Here is a 19566-nt window from a genome sequence, read left to right as displayed (position 1 = left end):
GATGAGTGCTCGCGCTAATAATCATGATTTGCATACTAGTCAGTTGCAGCTGAAAAGTGCACTTGCCCGTGGCATGGCGCATTTCAGCCCCTGCACCGGTTGCTAATACCAATGGAATAACACCCGCGGTAAACGCAATTGAAGTCATTAGGATAGGACGTAAACGCATCCGACATGCTTCTAAAATGGCATCAAAATGACTCAGTCCGTGGTTATTTTTATCCCGTGCAAATTCCACCATCAATATGGCATTTTTAGATGCCAGTGCCACCAATACAATTAAGGCGATTTGGGTAAAAATGTTATTGTCTGAACCGACCAGCCATACTCCCATTAAGGCGGAGAATATAGTCATTGGTACGATTAAAATAATCGCCAGTGGTAAACGTAAGCTTTCATATTGCGCAGCCAATACCATAAATACCAATAACACCACCAATGGGAACACGTACACCATGGTATTACCGGCAAGAATTTGCTGGAACGTCACTTCGGTCCATTCATATTCAATACCGCTTGGTAAGTTATCAGCCAAGATCAGCTCGATTGCCTGCTGTGCTTGATCTGAACTGTAGCCAGGCGCAGGGCTACCATTAAGCTCTGCACTTGGATAGCCATTGTAATGCATAACACGATCAGGGCCGGTGCTGGGTGTGGCCGTTAATACTGATCCCAGTGGCACCATATTGCCGCGACTATTACGAACTTTTAGATTCAATATTTGCTCAGGATCAAGGCGATAGTCCGCATCAGCTTGCGCATTTACTTGGTAAGTACGACCAAATAAATTGAAATCATTGACGTACATAGAGCCTAAATAGACTTGCAGCGCATTAAATACTTCATCCAGAGGAATACCTTGAATAAGCGCTTGTTCACGGTCAATATCAATATCCATTTGCGGGACTTGAATTCTAAAGCTTGAATAGAGTCCCATTAACGCGGGATCTTGCTGTGCTTTACCGATCACCGTTTGTAAGCTGTTAAATAGCGTTTCAAAGCCTTTATTACCACGGTCTTCTAGTTGTAGTTTAAACCCACCCGTGGTGCCTAAACCTTGAATTGGCGGCGGTGGGAAGACCGCAACAAATGCTTCATCAATCGCACTAAAGCGTTGATTTAATTGCGCTGCAATCGCCATCGCTGACATACTTGGATCACTACGTTCACTAAATGCTTCCAGCGTTGTAAATACAATGCCGCTATTAGGACTATTAGTAAAACCATTGACTGATAAGCCTGGAAAAGCAACGGTATTCGCAACACCTGGCACCTGTAGTGCAATTTCTTGCATTTGGCTAATTACATCTTGGGTACGATCTAAACTCGCCGCATCAGGCAACTGGGCAATAGCCACTAAGTATTGCTTATCTTGTGCCGGAATAAAGCCACCTGGCACAGTATCAAATAATTTAATTGTGCCGCCAAGTAATACCACATAAGCAACCATCACTATGGCGGTCATGCGCATTAATTTTTGCACCAGTTTTTGATAACCTTTGGCACCTCGGTCAAACACTCGGTTAAAAGGCGCAAATAACCAACGACCAAATAAACGATTCAGTAAACGTGTCAGTGCATCTGGTTTAGCATCATGACTTTTTAATAACAGTGCCGATAACGCAGGTGACAAGGTTAATGAGTTAAATGCTGAAATAACCGTAGAAATAGTAATCGTTAACGCAAACTGTTTATAAAATTGCCCAGAAAGACCGGTAATAAATGCAGTTGGAATAAACACCGCGCACAGTACTAACGCAATCGCGATGATGGGTCCTGTCACTTCAGTCATCGCGACACGGGTTGCTTCCAGTGGCGATAAACCTTGTTCAATATTTCGCTCCACGTTTTCAACCACCACAATGGCGTCATCAACCACAATACCAATGGCCAGTACTAAACCAAATAACGACAGCGTATTGATCGATACTCCTAACCATTGCATCACCGCAAAAGTACCAATCAGTGACACAGGCACCGCAATTAACGGAATAATCGACGCTCGCCAGGTTTGTAAAAACAGCACCACCACAATCACAACCAACGCAATCGCTTCGAGTAAAGTGGTAATTACGGCATCAATTGAACCACGTACAAACACGGTTGGATCATAAACTATGTCGTACTCAACCCCACTTGGAAAATCTTTCGATAAACGTACCATGGTTTCGCGTACTTGATCTGAAAGCTCAATCGCATTAGAGCCAGGACGTTGGAATATCGGCATCGCAAGTGCTGGTTGATTATCAAGCTCAGCTCTTAGCGAGTAAGTATTTTGGCCAAGTTCAACACGGGCAATATCACTTAAACGCGTTAATTGCCCTTGCTCACCGACTTTAATGATCACTTGCTGAAATTCTTCAACACTGTTTAAACGCCCTTTTACATTCAGCAATACTTGAAATTGGCTATCTGTTGATGTTGGCTGTGCGCCTAAACTACCCGCTGCAACTTGCTGGTTTTGTGCACGTAGCGCAGTTACTACATCCATCGCAGTTAACTCTCGCGCTGCTAAGGCATCAGGATTGAGCCACACGCGCATTGAATATTGGCCACCGCCAAATAACTGCACATCTCCCACCCCACTCAAACGTGCAATTTGGTCTTTAATATACAGATCAGCATAGTTTGATAAATACGCGGTATCGTGGGTTTTTTCAGGTGAAAATAAATGCACGACCATGGTTAAATCGGGTGATGACTTTTCAGCAACTACACCTAAACGCTGTACTTCTTGCGGTAAACGCGGCAAAGCACTATTAACACGGTTTTGCACTTGTACTTGGGCACGATCTAGATCCGTTCCCAGTGCAAATGTGACCGTCAGTGTCATACGTCCATCGCTGGTCGCTTGCGAAAACATATACAACATGTTTTCTGCCCCGTTGATCTCTTGCTCTAATGGGGTTGCCACCGTTTGCGCGATCACTGTCGGGTTTGCACCTGGGTAATTCGCCGTGACCACAACGGTCGGCGGTACAACTTCAGGGTACTCACTGACAGGCAATTGAAACAACGATATAGCACCGGCAATTAAAATCACCAATGACAGCATGGCTGCAAATATCGGTCGTTGAATAAAAAAGTGTGAAAATTTCATTATTCGTCCTACTTCTTAGCCATTAGCGTGTGCTGCGCTGTTGGCGATAATGTAAAAGCCACACCTTCGGTGTCTAAAGTAACGGTATTCGGTGCTATTGGCATACCTGGGCCTACGCGCGCAGGACCATTGACGGCAATGACATCACCCGCTTTTAAACCAGATGTAATAGCGCGAAAACTGCCATAGCGCTCACCGGTTGTAACAAGTTTATATTCAAGCACATTGCCTGCGCCGACAGTCAGCACAAAGCGGTTTTTCAAATCAGTACCAATGGCTTTATCAGGCACAATAACTTGCTCTGTAATATCATTTGCCGCTAATTTGATCCGCGCAAAAGAGCCCGCACGTAATGCCGTATTTTCATCAAATCGTGCGCGGACACGTAGCGTGCCTGTTGCTGCATTAATTTGGTTATCAATAAAATCGATATATCCGGTGTGCGCAAATGCACGTTGACCGACTTTCTGCATCACCACTTGTTGACGATCCGCCGCTGTTACTTCTTCAAATGCGCTATTCCAAGTGCGCTCATCAACGTCAAAGTAAGCATACATGGTTTGATTTGAGACAATGGAAGTCAACACACTTTGTCCTGCCAGCACGTTATTGCCTTTGGTAATGTTGGCACGGGAGATCACCCCATCAATCGGTGAGCGGATATCAGTAAATTCTAAATCTAAATTGGCAGCGATAAGCTGCGCTTTTAAGGCCGCAAGTTGTGCTTCACGTTGGTGTAACATTGAAGTACGTGATTCTGCTTGCTCTGTTGAAATCGCTTTGCGCTGCGTTAATCGCACCGCTCTTTTTGCTTCACTTTGCGCTTGCGATAATGCAGCCTCTGCGCTGACAACCTGTGCTTCTAAACTCGCTACCACAGCCGCATATGGGCGTGGATCCAGTTTAAACAGTAAATCGCCTTGCTTTACGGTATCGCCTTCATTAAAGGCAATATGCTCAATAACCCCAGCCACACGTGGCATAAGGGAGACTTCTTCTGGCGCTTCTAAACGCGTGGTGTAGGTATGCCAGTTTTGCACGGGCTTGATGATCACCGAAGCAACATCAATTGGTTGAAGATGTTGTTGGCTACTTTGTTGGGCTGGCTCTTCAGCACAGCCGGCAAGGGCAAGTGATGCCCCTAAAACTGCAATGGCTATTAAGTGTTTGTTCATGACGACGCTCCTGTTGGTGTATTTTTTCATGGTACGGAACAAACATGCGGACAAAAACCGTAGATTTTTAAATTCATTAATGCCAATATGGCATCAATTAGATTTTGGTGAGTAATTAATGGATACCACGAGTCGTTTATTAATGTTGTTAGAAGTGGTTGAGCGAGGCTCATTTGCCAAGGCAGCAGAAACCCGCAATATTGATCGCTCAGTGATCTCAAAACAAATAAGTCGTCTCGAAGATGATTTAGGGGTACGTTTACTGAACCGCACCACCCGCTCATTTTCGCTGACCGCCGCTGGTGCCGAGATGGTAAAAAAAGCCAGTGAATTACGGCAATTACTCGGCGAAACCGTTCGTTTAGCCGAAAATTATCACCAAGAGCCGCGCGGGGTATTAAAAATAACCTCATCAACCATTATCGGCAGGCGTTATCTACAGCCCGTTATTAATGACTTTCAAAAACGCTTCCCGCAAGTAGAAGTTGAATTACGACTTGACGATAAACTGGTTGATTTGGTGTCTGAAGGGTTTGATTTAGCTTTTCGTGTTGGTGAACCCAAAGATTCATCACTGATCGCGCGCAAAATTGCCCGCAATAGATTGTTGATTTTGGCCGCTCCAGAGTTCATTCAAACCTATGGATTGCCAACAAAAATAGAAGATTTAGCTGATTTACCCGCAGCCAGTTATTCAAGCACCTCGTTACGCGTTGAAGGTATTCGCTACGTGGATCAATACGGATTACCGCAAGAGCAAAAAATTAAAAGTGTGTTTAGAGCCAATGACGCTGAAGTACTGCTCGATAAAACCCTTTCCGGCACCACTTACGTACTCGCACCGGCATTTATTATTGGCGATGAAATCAAACAAGGTCGATTAGTGCCTTTGTTAACCGACATCAAGCTGCAAGAATACAGCGCCATGTACGCCGTATATCCGCATCGTGATTTACCGGTAAGAACACGGTTATTCTTTGATGCAATGCGTGAACATCTAGGCAAAGACACGCCACTTTGGGAAAGTAATATCCCAGAGTTTGCGCAAATGTATCAAGGTGGTTAAGAAACCTGGTGTGATACTCTCCTCCCACTTCGGCATCGATGTGCCTTGGTTGAATTTTGCGTGCATGCACAGTGAAAAGTATAAAAACAATAAAGCGTACAAACGCTATTTAGTCTTAGTCATCGTCAATTAATTGATCAATGTCTTTTAGCATAGCAGCAAATTCAGCGTTGGCATGCTTAAGCTGTTTTGCCGTTAGAGTAGCCCGTAAATTAATTAAAAGCTGAACATAGCGCTTTGAATTATCGGCATCTAAACGGATTAGCTCATCACTCATAAACGCTTCACGCTGAGTGATCACCGCTGATAATTGGCTGATAAACTCATCGCGGCTCAGCTGAGCATCAAAAAACACCTGTGTAAGTTTATCCAGTCGCGTTTGCTTATAAGCCTGCCATAACAAAAAGGTACTCTGGAATTCACTATTGGCTTGTGTGATCAAAGACACTTGCTGATCATTAAGAGGTCCAAGCCAGTCTTTATAGGTATCTAACTGACGTTCAAGGCGCTCTTGTACACGCTCAGAGGCTGTTTGTTGATTAAACTCATCAACATCGTCCGCCATATCTTTTGCTATAGCGTCAACAAACTCTTGCCGCTGTTGTTCTGATAAACTCAAAGCAAGTGTTATCAAGTCATCTTTAACGTACCACACTAACGATTGCCAATGTGCTTTAGCACTTTGAAAATGCGCCAGTAATGCTTGCTCTGAAGGGTTCTCTGTTAACAGTTCTTGTAATGACAATAAATCCTGCCGATACAATGGCAACTGAGTTTTCCGGTGCCAGTCTCGGCTTTGTTTAATTAATGCTTTCGCTTGCTTATTTTGTTGTTTAGATAAATCGACGTAATCATCAATCCAAAATGCCGATAGCCAGCCTATATTATTGTAGGTAAACGTAGCAGAACAGCCAGATAAGGCTATTAACAGTACTGCAATCACCGCTACTCTACATTTCAAAATCATGTTTATTATAGACATTTTTATTTTTCTTACGATTTTTTATAACACTACGTTAATCAACTTAATGGTCGCTGTAAATGAAGTAGTTAAAATAAAATTAAATAAATAGAAATAATTATCATTTAACTGTTGACATACAATTAGATCAAAGTAATAATCGTTCGCATCAACACGGAATAACCCAACACTTTAAGCTTTCGCTTATTGTATGAATGGCAACGTACCGACCTCAGTGCCCTAGGGAAGATTGCCAGTAAGGATGCTGGACCTTTATAACCAAGCCAAATTCAGCGTTTCTTGAGGTGGCTTGGGTATATTAACGTGTTGATGGAGATAGTGACGCTCCGGTATTTTTACTTACTCGACCCAAGTAATAAAACTTTAAGATCACATTTACTTGCTACATTGCTCATATCGGTGACGGTTGATATGAATCCAAAAAGCCCCTCTGGGGCTTTTTTTATTCCTTTAAATTTTCTGTAATATCTGTATCTTATATGCATTCTTTATCATTTATAGTGTGAAGCTGGGCAATTGCGGTTGTAAGAACTAAAATTAAACAGTAACAAACTGATTGGAGGTATTGTCATGTGGCAGCCTAAATTAAATGTATTGTTGATGGTCGGTGCACTTAGCATCAGTGGAATTGCTCATGCGGGGCTTGAAGAAGGGATCCGCGCAGCCAACGAAGGACAGTTTGAAGACGCACTTAAAGAGTTTCGTTATCTTGCAGATAAAGGCTATGCACCTGGCATATATGAACTTGGCCAACTCTATGAAGGGGGTCATGGGGTAACGCGCGACTATCATAAAGCCGCTGAACTTTACCAACAAGGCGTTAATAAACAGCACGTTGACTCAATGTTTGCATTAGCTGTGCTTTATCAAGAAGGTAAAGGCGTAAAACTTGATAAACAAATGTCAGTAACCCTATTTAAACAAGCAGCCGAGAAAAACATGCCTGCGGCACAGTTTAACTTAGGTGTGATGTATGCCAACGGCGATGGTGTTGCGCAAGATTATAAAGAAGCCATAAGATGGTATGAAAAAGCCGCTGGCAATAACTATACATTGGCACAATTTAATATGGCGCTAATGTATTTTGAAGGTCATGGGGTCGAAAAAAACATCGAAAAGTCATATATATGGAACACTGTTGCTGAATACAACGGCAATTTAGACGCAAGCCATAGCCGCAAGTTGGATGAACGCAAACTAATGCCTGCGCAAATTGCAGAAGCCAAAGAAAAAGCCGATGCCTTGTATGAAAAAATTCTAGCTGGTCTCTATGCTGGTGAAGACAGAATGTTTTAATTATCAGCTTCACAGCCTGTACTTAGCGCCCTTATGGGCGTAAGTACAACCATTTTAATATTTTCATTAACAGTTTATTCTGCGACAGTAACAAGCCTAGCTTAGGGTTAAAACCACCGGTTTTTAAAGTATTACGCGCATGGCTAAAAGTTAAAAAGCCCTCTCTGCCATGATAATTCCCCATCCCTGAGGGACCTAAGCCACCAAATGGCGCATCATCAGCCGTCACCTGCATTAATGTATCATTAACTGCAAGTGTGCCACTTTGAGTGTGGCGTTGAATATGCGCATTGGTTTGTTTATTTTGCCCCATTATATACAAGGCTAATGGCTGGGGGCGCTGATTTATATAATCAATAGCTTGGCTGAGTTGTTGATAAGTCACGATGGCGAGAATTGGCCCAAACAGCTCTTCTTGCATCAACTTCATGTTGTCATTTACATCCGTGACAATATGTAAGCCTAACCGATGTTTATACGCATCACTTTGATTTTCATCTAAAGGCTTAATTATTTGTGCGCCCTGTTGCTGCGCATCGGCTAATAAATCAATTAAGCGTTGAAAGTGATGAGCATTGATAACTGACGTTAAGTTTTTACCCTCAACGCCTAATTTATAATGCTTTTTATATAGGCCACACAGGCTTTTCACTAATTGATGTTGTAACTTGTCAGGCACTAAAACATAATCTGGTGCGACACAAATTTGCCCTGCGTTAGTCATTTTACCAAATAAAATGGCTTTCGCCGCCTTATCTATATCTACTTGCTCAGTAATAATAACTGGCGATTTGCCACCTAATTCAAGCGTTACAGGTGTCAGGTTTTTACTGGCTGCGGCCATAATATGGCGACCGACAGCTGTCGAGCCGGTAAAAAATAAGTGTGCAAATGGCAAACAGCTAAACTGTTGACTTAATTGCGCTTCACCTTCGATCACCGCGCAATGTTCGCTAAGCTCGCCAATAAATAGTTTTTTGAGTACTTGATTGGTGTGCGGAGTAAACTCACTGACTTTTAATAATACTCGATTACCTGCGGCAATCGCGGTGATCACTGGTACTATCGCTAGCTGAATTGGATAATTCCACGGCGAAATTACCCCGACAACTCCTTTGGGTTGATAGCTTACAGCGACTTTCGAGGGAGCTAAACTCATTCCCGCTTTACGGGGCGACTCTTTGGCCCACTTCGGTAAGTGTGCAATTGTGTGACTGATAGTTTTGCTGGTAGGTAAAATATCACCCAGCACGGTATCAAAAGCAGTACGAAAGCCAAAATCTTTCGAGCTTGCAGCGACAAGTTCAGCTTCTAAAGCCAAGAGCGTTCGTTTTAGGGATTTTAATAACTGGATCCGCTTTGATATTGCTAAATAAGGCTGTTCATTAAAATGCTGCTGCATTTCATCAAACTGCGCTTTTAACTCTGTGTTGGAGGCTGTAACAGGGTCAGACAAAAGCATACTCATAAACAAAGTAAAGATTCAGTCACTATAACTGTGTTTTTTAAAAGGGGCAAGATACCTCATTATTGAGGTGGCTTGGGTATAAAGAGCGCTATCAACAAACGAATAGCGCTCCGGTTGGGTAATTTATAGCAGTTTAGTTAGAAACCAAATACCGCGGCAGCCAAGGTCATTGTTACCAAGGTGATCAACACTATGGCTATTAAGTTGAGTACAAAACCGGCTTTGATCATATCGCGTATCTGAATTTGCCCAGAGCCAAATACAATCGCATTGGGTGGGGTTGCAACAGGCATCATAAATGCACAGCTACACGCAATCGCAGCGGGAATAACCCAAACCAATGGCGAACCTGTGACCGACTCAGCAACAGGGCCAAGTAGTGGTAAAAACCCAGCAGCGGTTGCCGTGTTACTGGTGATCTCAGTTAAAAAAGTAATTAACGTAGCAATCGCCAGTACGCTCAGTAGCAATGGAATAGCACTGGCGCCTTCAATCATATGCGCAATGTACTCAGCCAAGCCCGATGACTTAATTTGTGCAGCAAGCGTTAAACCACCGCCAAACAATAATAATACGCCCCAAGGCACACCAGCAGCGCTTTGCCAATCAAGAATACGCTCGTCACTGCCTTTATTGGCCGGTAGTACGAATAGTAATAACGCGGCGGCAATGGCAATACCGGTATCTGATATTTTCAATCCCGTAAAATCAGCGAGCAGTGGTCTAAAGATCCAACAAATTGCAGCGAATAAGAACACCCACAGCACGCCTTTTTCCGCGCGTTGCATAATACCCAACTCTTTTAACTGCGAGCCAAACAGTGATTTGGTATCCACTTTTTCTGTGCTTTCAGCTTGTTCGTCCACTTTATAAGCAAACTTAGTCAGCCACAGCCAACAGATGATCAACATCGTCAGTGACAATGGCACCCCCACTATCATCCATTGCGCAAAGCCAATTTCGATTTGATAACTATCAGACAAATAAGCAGCCATTAGGGCATTTGGTGGTGTGCCAATCAAAGTAGCAATACCACCAATGCTGGCACCATAGGCAATAGAAAGTAATAATGCTTTACCAAAGCCGTTATTCTCTGGGTTAGATTTTTGTACTAAATGGGTAATAGACATAGCAATAGGTAGCATCATCACTGCCGTTGCGGTGTTTGACATCCACATCGATAAAAATGCAGTTACTAGCATCATCGCCAAAATTTGCAAACTCGGTTTTGAGCCTGCGTACAGCATAGTGCGCAGTGCAATACGTTTATGTAAGCCCCAACGCTCCATTGCGATGGAAATTAAAAAACCACCTAAAAACAAGAATATTAATGGGTGCGCATACGGTGCTGCGACACTTTTTATCGCGGCAATATCAGCCAATGGCGAAAACACCAAAGGTAATAATGCAGTAGCTGGAATTGGTACCACTTCACTCACCCACCACGATGCCATCCAAAACGCTAATCCAGCAGTACGCAGTGCTGCAGTACTCATGCCGGTAGGTGGATCTATTAAACACGTAAGTAACATCACCGCGGGGCCCAATAACAGCAGCAACATCTGCATCTTAGGGTTTTTGTCAGATTTATTGTCTATAATTTGTGTGCTCATATTCAACCCCTTTAAAATTTATACTTTAAGCCAAGGGCTAAGCTACTATCCGTTTGCTGTTGCAAATCTAAGTCGGTATAGAATAAGTACGCGGTGGTTTGTTTATCAAATAAATAATCCACACCTGCAGTCCACTGGCTGCCCTTAGTACTTTGACGAATAGTTGAGTCATCACTGGCAAACTGCAGTTTTGGCTGCCATTTATCAATGCTATAACTGGCGCTCAACACATAGCCATTTCCTGATTTAGTGCCATCTACTGACTCACTGTGCTGGTAAATAGCGCCTAGTTGTAGCTTATTTTTCTGCCACGCGCCAACAATACGACTGGCGTTGATATTATTGAGTGAGTCAATATGGCTGATCGCCACGTAATAATTTTTATTTTTTAAACCACGGTCACCATAAATTAACGTAGCGGCATAGCCTGCTTCATTATTGGCACTGTCATCCTGCAATGCATAGGTCAGTGATAGCTGAGCACCCGCAAATGATTTTGAACTATACGTTATGGTATCACCTAGGCGGTCTTGGCCGGGTAGTAATTGCGCAATATCGGCTTGGGTTTCATTGAAGTTATCAACTTTACCTTCTGAATACTTAAAGCGTGTATCGTTTCGACCAACCACCACTTCACCAAAATCCCCCGCTAAACCTAAATAAGTATTACGGGCGCTAAATGGCTCATCTGTATTATCGTGCTCAAAGCCTTTTACTTGCACTTCGTATTTAAAGACCGCTTTTAACGAATCAGTCAGTGCATGTTGCCCTTTCACACCAATACGAGAAAAAGGTGCATCGATTTGCGTTCCTTTTTTAGCATAGCGCATTGTGCCGTTGTCAGTATTCGCTATTTGCACTTCTGCTTTACCATAAATGTCATACTCTGCGGCATGAACACTTTGTCCAAGGCAAGCAACTGCAAGGCTCGTGGCTACAAAAACAGGGGTTAGTTTTTTGTCTATTATTATCATTGTGTGCCCTTATTATTAGGATCATTTGTTGTTCCCGCTAATAAAGGCAAGTTTACTGCCAATTGCTTTTAAATAATTTAAAACAAATATATTCAACAACTTAATTTTCAATGCAAATTATATTTGCAATAAAGTGTGCGGAAATCCACACACTTTAAACCCGCCTTTGTCACTGTTCCCACCCATGCTAATCAGTAAACATATCGCGGTTAAGCGCATATTTACTCATTTTGTCATACAACGTTTTACGCGCTATTTGTAAGGTATTCATGGTATCTCTAATACTACCTTGATGACGCTCAAGCGCTTCTTCTATTAAAGACTGCTCATAAAAGCTTACTTTTTCCGCCAAGCTTAAGTCCTGCGATAATTCATTCGTATTACTTTGACTGGGATTAGTAAATGCTAATTCAGCCCCTAATAACACCGCGCGCTCTGCTTGGTTTCTTAATTCTCTAACATTACCTGGCCACTGATAACTTAATAACCGCTGTAATATATCGCTGCTTAATGGCGCCGGTGGTTTGTGAAAGCGCGTTGCCGCAATAGAGCTAAAATGTTTGAATAACAATGGAATATCGGCTTTTCTATCACGCAGTGCAGGAATGCTTACTTTGACCAAGTTGAGGCGATAATATAAGTCAGCACGAAAATCGCCTTGTTCAACTAATGCCAATAAATCAACTTTGGTTGCCGCGACGATCCGAATATCTAAATCAATAGCGTTATTCGCCCCCACAGGAGTGACTTTGCGCTCTTCTAACACCCGCAATAATTTAACCTGTAATGAGGCTGGCGTGCTTTCTATTTCATCTAAAAACACCGTGCCCCCTTGGGCAAACTCAAACTTACCTTGGCGACTTTGTGTTGCCCCTGTGTATGCCCCACTTGCTGCGCCAAACAGTTCGCTTTCAATTAGTTGCTCAGGCACAGCGGCGCAGTTAATTGCCACAAAGTTACTGTTTGAGCGGCAGCTCTGATCATGTAAAAAACGTGCCACTAACTCTTTACCGGTGCCAGTTTCACCTTCAATCATAACATCGGCGGGAGTGTCGATCACTGCATTGAGCAAATGCATCATTTGTTGCATTTGCACGGTTTCCCCTAAGATCCGCACGCCTGGGGCTGAGGTTTTTTCTACTGCTAGTTTTAAAGCACGGTTTTCCATCACTAAAGCGCGCTTTTCACACGCTCTGGCGATGCAATCTAATAACTGCTCAGTAAGAGGCTTTTCAAATAAGTCGTAAGCCCCTAATTGCATTGCTTTAACAGCCACCGATACATCAGCAAATCCAGTGAGGAAGATCACCGGTAATTCACTATCAAATGCTTGAACTTGCTCTAAAAAAGCCAGCCCATCCATTTTTGGCATATTAATATCACTGAGTACCACCCCGTTAAAGCGACGATTGAGTTTTGAAAGCGCGCTGACAGGTTCATTAAAGCACTGTACTTGATACCCTTCTAACGTCAGCAATTGGTTAAGTGAATCGCGGATCATTGCTTCATCGTCAATGACAATAACCTGTTTACAGTCAATTGCTAAGGTATTCATAACGCTCCTTTGGTATTTGCTAAGGTAATAATAAATTGCGCCCCACCATGAGGGCGGTTATGCGCAGTTAAACAGCCATTAAATGAATTAATAATTTGCTTAGAAATAGATAACCCTAAACCAAGGCCATTGGTTGACTTAGTACTGTAAAAAGGCTCAAAAATTGTGCCTAGCGCGTGCTGCTCGATGCCTGGGCCGGTATCTAAAATAGACAGTTTGACACGGCCATCGAATTGCTCGATTTCAAAGCTTAATTCACGTTTAGGGCTGTGCGCCATGGCATGACTGGCATTGGTGATCACGTTGACTAATACTTGCTCAAACTTAACCCCATCCACCCACACTTTTATTGTGTCAGCAATCTCAGCGTGTTTAACAATAACATCGTCGTGCTTGAGCTGGGCAGAGGCGATCACCATGGCATTTTTTAATAACTGTGCAAGACTTTGCTCTCGCAGCTGTGTTTGCGCGGGCTTACTAAAGTGTTTTAATTGACCAACAATTTTATGTACCCGTTCGATCAACGATTGCACAATAACAATATTTTCAGCCGCTTGTGTAATATCGCCTTTGGCAATTAAGCGTTTTGCACTGACTAAATAGGTACTCATGGCACTCAAGGGTTGGTTAATCTCATGATTAATACCGGCACTCAACTGACCTATGGTTGCCAGTTTTGCGGATTGCAATAAAGCCGTTTGCGCTTTTTCGAGTGCGTGAGTGCGTTCGATCACTTCTTGCTCAAGACTATGGCGTGAATAGAGCAGCTTTTTGTAACCCGCAAAGCGGGCCATCAAGCTATAAAAAACCATTAAAGCCCCAGCATAAATAACGGCTATCCAAACCAGCCGAGGGAATTGCTCAATATTCACTGACGAAATATCCACCAACACTGTCATTTGCGCTTCAAGGCGATTGATCGCAGCGGTTGCGGGCACATATCGACTACGTTTGTCGGCTGCATTTATATGCAATAAAGGAATGCCCTGACTATTGGTTTGCTGTGCATCTATCACTTTAGGCATATAACCTAAGTAGCGGCGGCTGGTAGTAAAGTATTGCTGTTTGGCATCATTAATGGGCTGTATTGTATTTAAGCGCCATGATTTAATGTCTGATATGGCAATTACATTATCGGCTAAGCTTAAATAAAAATGGCTTGCCAGTGAGGTATTGAGTAATTGGCGATCGCTCTCAAATTTCGACACATTCACTTTTAATACCACCACACCAATTACGTCATTATCATGATAAACTGGCTCTGAAAAATAAATGCCCCGCTCGTTTGAGCGTAACCCCAAAGCAAAATACGCGACTTTCTCACCTGCCAAGGCTTGATAAAAATACGGCCGAAATGCAAAGTTATTGCCAATATAGCTATAATCCAACTGCCAGTTGCTAGAGGCAACAACATCCCCTGCGCGGTTGAGTACATAAACATCTGACGCGCCACTGGCGCGTTGTATATCGGCCAAGTAATTATTAATCGGTTGCACAGCTTGCTTTTTATCGCTAATGAACTCAGTGAGTAATTGGTTATCAGTCACTAAATGGGGAATAGCAGCAAAGCGAGCAAGTTCAGTATCAAGGTAATGAGTTAATTTCTTAACTTGGCGCTGTGCTAGCTGTTGTGCTTGTGTTAAATCATAGTGTCGACCAAATAAAAAACTAAACAATAACAGCACGATTAAAATGGCAACAGCCAGTAATATTTTTCGAGGAAAACGCAGCATGATCAACCAAGAGACGCATTGCTACGCCTCACTAATTTAAAATTTGATTTGATAGTGTACCGAGTATTCACCGCCGACACCAGCAACAGCGCCATCTGCGACTCTTGGATCGTACACACTGTAGTGCTTATCTAAAATGTTATGGGCTTTGAAGCTGAGCTGACTTCGCGCTGAGAATTGCCAGCTAACGACGGCTCCTAGCAACAAATATGCTGGTTGCTTAAAGCGATCCGTGCTGGTTTGCACATTCACCTCGTCACGCCACACACCATTAACGCTCAACATCCATTGTTCATATTCATAGTTTGCTATAACACTGGCAAAGCGTTTGAAAGTGGGCTTCATGGGTGTATCAAAATACTGGGTATAGGTCGCTTCCAATGAAAAATAGTCATTCAATCGCAACATACTATCGAGCTCAACCCCGCGGTTGGTATCATCTAACTGGTTTGCAAAAGTAAATTGAGTATTGTCTGCGGATATGGGCGCGATATTGATAAAGTCGTGTAATTGGTTATAAAAAAATACCGAATTAACATGCCAATCTTGCCGTTCATAACGCCACACCAGCTCGGTGGTTTTAACGTATTCAGAGGTTAAATTTGGGTTACCTATTGTCACGTCATCGTTAGAATACAATTCATTCGTTACCGGCGTGCGAAATGATTCGCCATATTGTAATTTTAAAGTATGCGCTTCAACAGGTTTGTAAATCGCCGCAATACGGGGTGATAAGTTACTATCTAAGTCTTTAACGTCATCAAAACGTGCCCCTAAAAATAGCGAAAATTGCTCGGAGTAAGGCACTTTGATTTGCCCATAAATACTGCGGGTTTCAAAGGTCGCTTGCAAACTCTGAAATGGCGCATAATTACTGATTGTAACAATACTTCCTTGATAAAACGGATCCTCAACAATAATTTCACCGCTGTTTACATCAAAATAATTACTCCGCACATCCGCTTTTTGTTGCTCTGCATGGTTATATTCCAGCCCCGAATTAAATAACCAGCCATTGCCAAATTGATGGCTGGCATCCAAATTAATCGTTAAGTCACTGGTATGCCAAGCAGGGCCAACAAAAAAGTCATAATTTGCCAGCGGCAGGTTATCAGCTGCAGCGATTAATCCCGCACTTTGTATTTGATGGTGAGTGTAGGCAACTTTTGCAGAAAACGTACTTGTATCAGTATCAATCCAATCATAGCCTACTGAGATAAAAGTATTTTCACTGCGATGCTGGTTATCCTCAGAGTAGCCACCAAGGTTTAAAAAATCATTCAACTCAACTTGATTGTGGCGCCCTCTCACAGCAAACTTATCGATATTTAGCCCTGCTTCCAAATAACTGGATCGCAGTGGATCTCTAACGCCTTGCGAATAACGCTCCCCGTTTTTGCTGTTGTAAGCACCATTAGCAAACAGATGAGTTTGCTGATTAACTTGCTGACTAAGCGAAAATGCAGCGCCTACTTGACCAACATTGCCCACAGCCACCGACATTTCATTATTTTGGCTTTTAGTCACTATGTTCATCACCCCTAAAAACGCATTACTGCCATAGAGCGCAGAGCCAGGGCCACGAATAAATTCAACTTTATCGATAATCTCAACCGGTATAAAAGGCATATAAACGGATGCTTTGCCAAATGAAGATTCATTCAAACGTTCACCATTGATCATCACTAAGATATTGCCGCTATCAAGGTACACACCGCGAGCATGATCTTTTGGCACCGCGCCAACCCAATCACCACGAGTAGATTGCATGCCAGGGACAAAATTCATCAGTTCAAACGCATTATTAACGCCAAGCAAAGCTATTTTTTTACGATTGAATACGGTGATTGTTGAAGGGGCTGAGGCGAGAGTTTCTGGGGTTTTTGAAGCGATATCAACGTGAACTTCTAGTAAATCTTCAAAGCTCAGTGTAAATAAATCATCCGCTTCCGTTGCCAATATGGGGGCTGTGTAAATACACAAAAAAAGACACGCAGTTTGCTTTAAAGTCATTACGCCGTTTTACACCTATATTTCTTATTAGAATAGCTACATTTAAAATAACGTAGTATTTACAATATAAATACAAATGTGACACGGCGCGAGAATTTTTCTCTATTAATTTTATAAATCTAGGCTGTCGCTGTGGTTTGCTTCGCTTTTAAATATTTATATAAACCTATCAACGAGGCAGCAATCCAAAATATTTCGATCACAAAACTTGCTAAATTAAAGTTATAACAAAGACTTATAAGTAACAAAATAGCGCCAGATAAATTCATCATATTATATAAAAGCCCTGTTGGTGTGGCCTTACCCAGTTGCAGCATAAAAAACGCGCCAACCACTAAAAACGTACCAGTCATACCAACAATATCAAATAAAAGTGCAATCACGGGTGTCCCCTATCCTTTTTAATCATACCCAATAAACTGGCCCAATCCATGGGGAGGGTTGTTTTCAATCATTGAAACAGCAAACCGAGTAAGTTTAGCAGAGTAGGAAAATTGCCACAGGATAAATGTCCGCTATTAAATTTGAATGCTACTTTTAGGAAATCAAAACTTGATAAATAGCCGATTAATGTCGCAAGTGGTACTTTCGTTATCAAAACTGATAGTCAGCTCTTTATCTGATGAGCCAGCAACAAGTGCAACCGACAAAAAGTTAGCAATCGCAGCTTGAGTAACGCCATTTTTACCTTCCGATACCGAGTAATATTTAGTCGGGCTTCCAATATTACAAGTAGAATTATCGACTTGAAATGTAAGTATAAACCCTCCACTTGCTACCGGGTAGATCCTATCTACTTTTGAAGTATGCCAAGTCTCTGCAGCTGAAATTTTTACTGCTAAAAGCATAAGACTGAAAAATAGTAAGCTTTTCATTTTTTACCTTTGATATTTTTTAAAAATATATTGTTCTATGATCGAGATAGATTACTTCCCAGCCGATCAATCCATTAGCTTTCAGCATTTTGTAATTTAGTTAGTGAAAAACTAAATTACAGTCAACAATATTGATCAATCTACAATGGTCATTTGATATATTTTACAATTACTCGTCAAATCAATAACTCTGCTATGAATATCTTTTTGTTGAGCTTGAGCAGAAAGCATCATACTTAGTTGTGCATTATTGTTTTTACTTATCCAACAAGCGCCTTTACCAAAAGCAGCTAGATCAGTCGGACATGGCTCACAGTGATTCAAATCATTTTCATCTACTATTTTTAACATTACCCAATCACCTCTATAGCTAAGGTTTTTAATCATCCCTGAACTAATTGGCTCTGATGCAGCACTCATAAAACTCATAAAACTCATAAAAAAATTACGCCCAAAAACCATTTCATATCTTGTCCTAAATTTCCTAATAATTACAATCTGAATTTTTCGATTTCACCCAAATATAGCTATTAAACTTTAATTGTTTTTTAATATATTACTTTTATTAGGCTTATTTAGCCTTTGAGTAGTACAGATGACTATCTATAAATACAACAATTCATATAAATACCCACATTAAATTTTAACTTTGTGTATCCGACAAAGGCCTGATGCATTTTTACTTTGATCAGTTTGAATTGTTACATAACCGTTAGATACTTTCGCAGTAAGTAAACTACTATAAACCAGCTCCTTATTTGTACCGTTATGTGGTAAAAAATAATTTAAACCACAATCACTTGGCGTGCTTGAACCAGCCTTAAGTGTCACCCATACTCCGTAAGTGTCACTACCATTTACCCATAATTCTATGCTATTTATTTGACCATATGCATTAGCCCAGCTAGTAGCTGAAGAAAACAAAGGTGTTAGCCCTAAAGCTAATAATATAAATATAGATAAAAGTTTATGAATCACACTTTTCATTTTATTTCCTTATTAATAATCACTAATTGCTCGGCATTAGTTTTTAGTTAGCCTATTTTTGGTAAAAATAAATACCGCTTCCAAAAGTATAAAACCTCAGACGCTAGTCAATCTTTGAAGTTAAATTATTCTAGCCTTCATACATAGCAACAATTTTACACGTTTTCTCATCGATATTTATTGAAACTGATTTATCTCTAGCTTTCACTGATAACAAGAAAGCATATTCTTTATCAAATGTATCACGGCTATTATCAAGGCAATACCTGTTTGGCCAAGCAGGATAACAAGTACAATCTGTTTTCGTAGAGCCCTGCTGCCCAATTGAAATTGTTTTACCATCATAACCAAAGGCGATAATACCTAACTTTCCATGATGCCAATCTGCTAAAGCATAATTTGGTGCTGTTAATATTAGAAAAGTAATTAAATATTTCATTCAATAATTCCTTTTTTAAGTGTGTTGATATAGGTATTCCTTTGGAAAAATAAATGCATTATCTTCATTTAATTTAATATCACTTTAAAAATAAACCTTATAACATAAAAGGCAAGAAGCAAGGCCTGCCCTATTCATGGAGCTTATGTATTCCATCATTGAATCCATACTTGTGAAATAACAGGGTAACCATTTTTGCCACCTTCACTACACCCTTTCAATGCGAGTCTAACTTCAGCTTTAGTGGCATAAGCTGTTAATAAAGCTGAAAACATATTTTTATAATGAAT

Annotated in this window: 16 protein-coding genes; 2 read left to right on the top strand and 14 right to left on the bottom strand. The window is 41.5% G+C overall.

What is annotated here, in order from left to right; all coding sequences use genetic code 11:
• Together ENH88_RS13085 and ENH88_RS13080 are read right to left on the bottom strand one after the other, a co-directional pair.
• Positions 1–3100 (bottom strand): efflux RND transporter permease subunit (locus tag ENH88_RS13085; RefSeq protein WP_304182736.1); only part of this gene is annotated, 3100 nt, incomplete at its 3' end.
• 8 nt (positions 3101–3108) lie between these two features.
• Positions 3109–4275 (bottom strand): efflux RND transporter periplasmic adaptor subunit, encoded by a 1167-nt coding sequence (locus ENH88_RS13080; RefSeq protein ID WP_304182734.1) that lies wholly within the window; start codon positions 4273–4275, stop codon positions 3109–3111.
• Between the two features lie 118 nt (positions 4276–4393).
• On the opposite strand from ENH88_RS13080, the gene ENH88_RS13075 reads away from it, so the two are divergent.
• Positions 4394–5341 carry a LysR family transcriptional regulator gene (locus ENH88_RS13075; RefSeq protein ID WP_304182733.1) on the top strand — a complete coding sequence of 316 codons (948 nt, stop codon included), beginning with the start codon at positions 4394–4396 and terminating at the stop codon, positions 5339–5341.
• Positions 5342–5456: 115 nt separating this feature from the next.
• Here ENH88_RS13075 and ENH88_RS13070 read toward each other — a convergent pair whose 3' ends face one another.
• Positions 5457–6323, bottom strand: coding sequence for a DUF6279 family lipoprotein (locus ENH88_RS13070; RefSeq protein WP_304182732.1), 867 nt, complete (start codon positions 6321–6323; stop codon positions 5457–5459).
• Positions 6324–6893: 570 nt separating this feature from the next.
• Between ENH88_RS13070 and ENH88_RS13065 the strand changes: the two genes are divergently transcribed.
• A complete protein-coding gene (locus ENH88_RS13065) occupies positions 6894–7619 on the top strand; it encodes a tetratricopeptide repeat protein (protein ID WP_304182730.1) in 726 nt (241 codons plus the stop codon).
• Positions 7620–7650: 31 nt separating this feature from the next.
• On the opposite strand, the gene ENH88_RS13060 is transcribed toward ENH88_RS13065, so the two are convergent.
• The 11 genes from ENH88_RS13060 to ENH88_RS13010 all read right to left on the bottom strand — a co-directional run bounded on the left by ENH88_RS13060 (position 7651) and on the right by ENH88_RS13010 (position 19276).
• Positions 7651–9081, bottom strand: coding sequence for a coniferyl aldehyde dehydrogenase (locus ENH88_RS13060; RefSeq protein WP_304182729.1), 1431 nt, complete (start codon positions 9079–9081; stop codon positions 7651–7653).
• A 143-nt stretch (positions 9082–9224) separates the two neighbouring features.
• Positions 9225–10700 (bottom strand): SLC13 family permease, encoded by a 1476-nt coding sequence (locus ENH88_RS13055; RefSeq protein WP_304182728.1) that lies wholly within the window; start codon positions 10698–10700, stop codon positions 9225–9227.
• Positions 10701–10711: 11 nt separating this feature from the next.
• Positions 10712–11674, bottom strand: coding sequence for a porin (locus ENH88_RS13050; RefSeq protein ID WP_304182727.1), 963 nt, complete (start codon positions 11672–11674; stop codon positions 10712–10714).
• 187 nt (positions 11675–11861) lie between these two features.
• Positions 11862–13229 (bottom strand): sigma-54-dependent transcriptional regulator, encoded by a 1368-nt coding sequence (locus tag ENH88_RS13045; protein WP_304182726.1) that lies wholly within the window; start codon positions 13227–13229, stop codon positions 11862–11864.
• Positions 13226–14962, bottom strand: a complete 1737-nt coding sequence (locus ENH88_RS13040) for a sensor histidine kinase (protein ID WP_304182725.1) — start codon at positions 14960–14962, stop codon at positions 13226–13228. Before ENH88_RS13040 ends, ENH88_RS13045 begins: the two co-directional genes overlap by 4 nt.
• A gap of 36 nt (positions 14963–14998) precedes the next feature.
• Positions 14999–16975 carry a TonB-dependent receptor plug domain-containing protein gene (locus ENH88_RS13035; protein WP_304182724.1) on the bottom strand — a complete coding sequence of 659 codons (1977 nt, stop codon included), beginning with the start codon at positions 16973–16975 and terminating at the stop codon, positions 14999–15001.
• 119 nt (positions 16976–17094) lie between these two features.
• Positions 17095–17358, bottom strand: coding sequence for a CBU_0592 family membrane protein (locus ENH88_RS13030; RefSeq protein WP_064665100.1), 264 nt, complete (start codon positions 17356–17358; stop codon positions 17095–17097).
• A 162-nt stretch (positions 17359–17520) separates the two neighbouring features.
• Positions 17521–17850, bottom strand: a complete 330-nt coding sequence (locus ENH88_RS13025) for a hypothetical protein (RefSeq protein ID WP_304182723.1) — start codon at positions 17848–17850, stop codon at positions 17521–17523.
• Positions 17851–17985: 135 nt separating this feature from the next.
• The gene (locus tag ENH88_RS13020; RefSeq protein WP_304182722.1) at positions 17986–18270 is read right to left on the bottom strand and encodes a hypothetical protein; all 285 of its coding nucleotides are present in this window, start codon (positions 18268–18270) and stop codon (positions 17986–17988) included.
• A 216-nt stretch (positions 18271–18486) separates the two neighbouring features.
• Positions 18487–18837 carry a hypothetical protein gene (locus ENH88_RS13015; RefSeq protein ID WP_304182720.1) on the bottom strand — a complete coding sequence of 117 codons (351 nt, stop codon included), beginning with the start codon at positions 18835–18837 and terminating at the stop codon, positions 18487–18489.
• 130 nt (positions 18838–18967) lie between these two features.
• Positions 18968–19276: a hypothetical protein gene (locus ENH88_RS13010; protein ID WP_304182719.1), complete on the bottom strand. Its 309-nt coding sequence runs from the start codon at positions 19274–19276 to the stop codon at positions 18968–18970.
• Positions 19277–19566 lie beyond the last annotated feature (290 nt).

Origin of the sequence: Pseudoalteromonas prydzensis, assembly GCF_011050055.1 — a bacterium.
Classification (GTDB): domain Bacteria; phylum Pseudomonadota; class Gammaproteobacteria; order Enterobacterales; family Alteromonadaceae; genus Pseudoalteromonas; species Pseudoalteromonas prydzensis_A.
The sequence above is the reverse complement of the archived record's forward strand: the minus strand, read 5'-3'. Positions and strand labels throughout refer to the sequence as shown.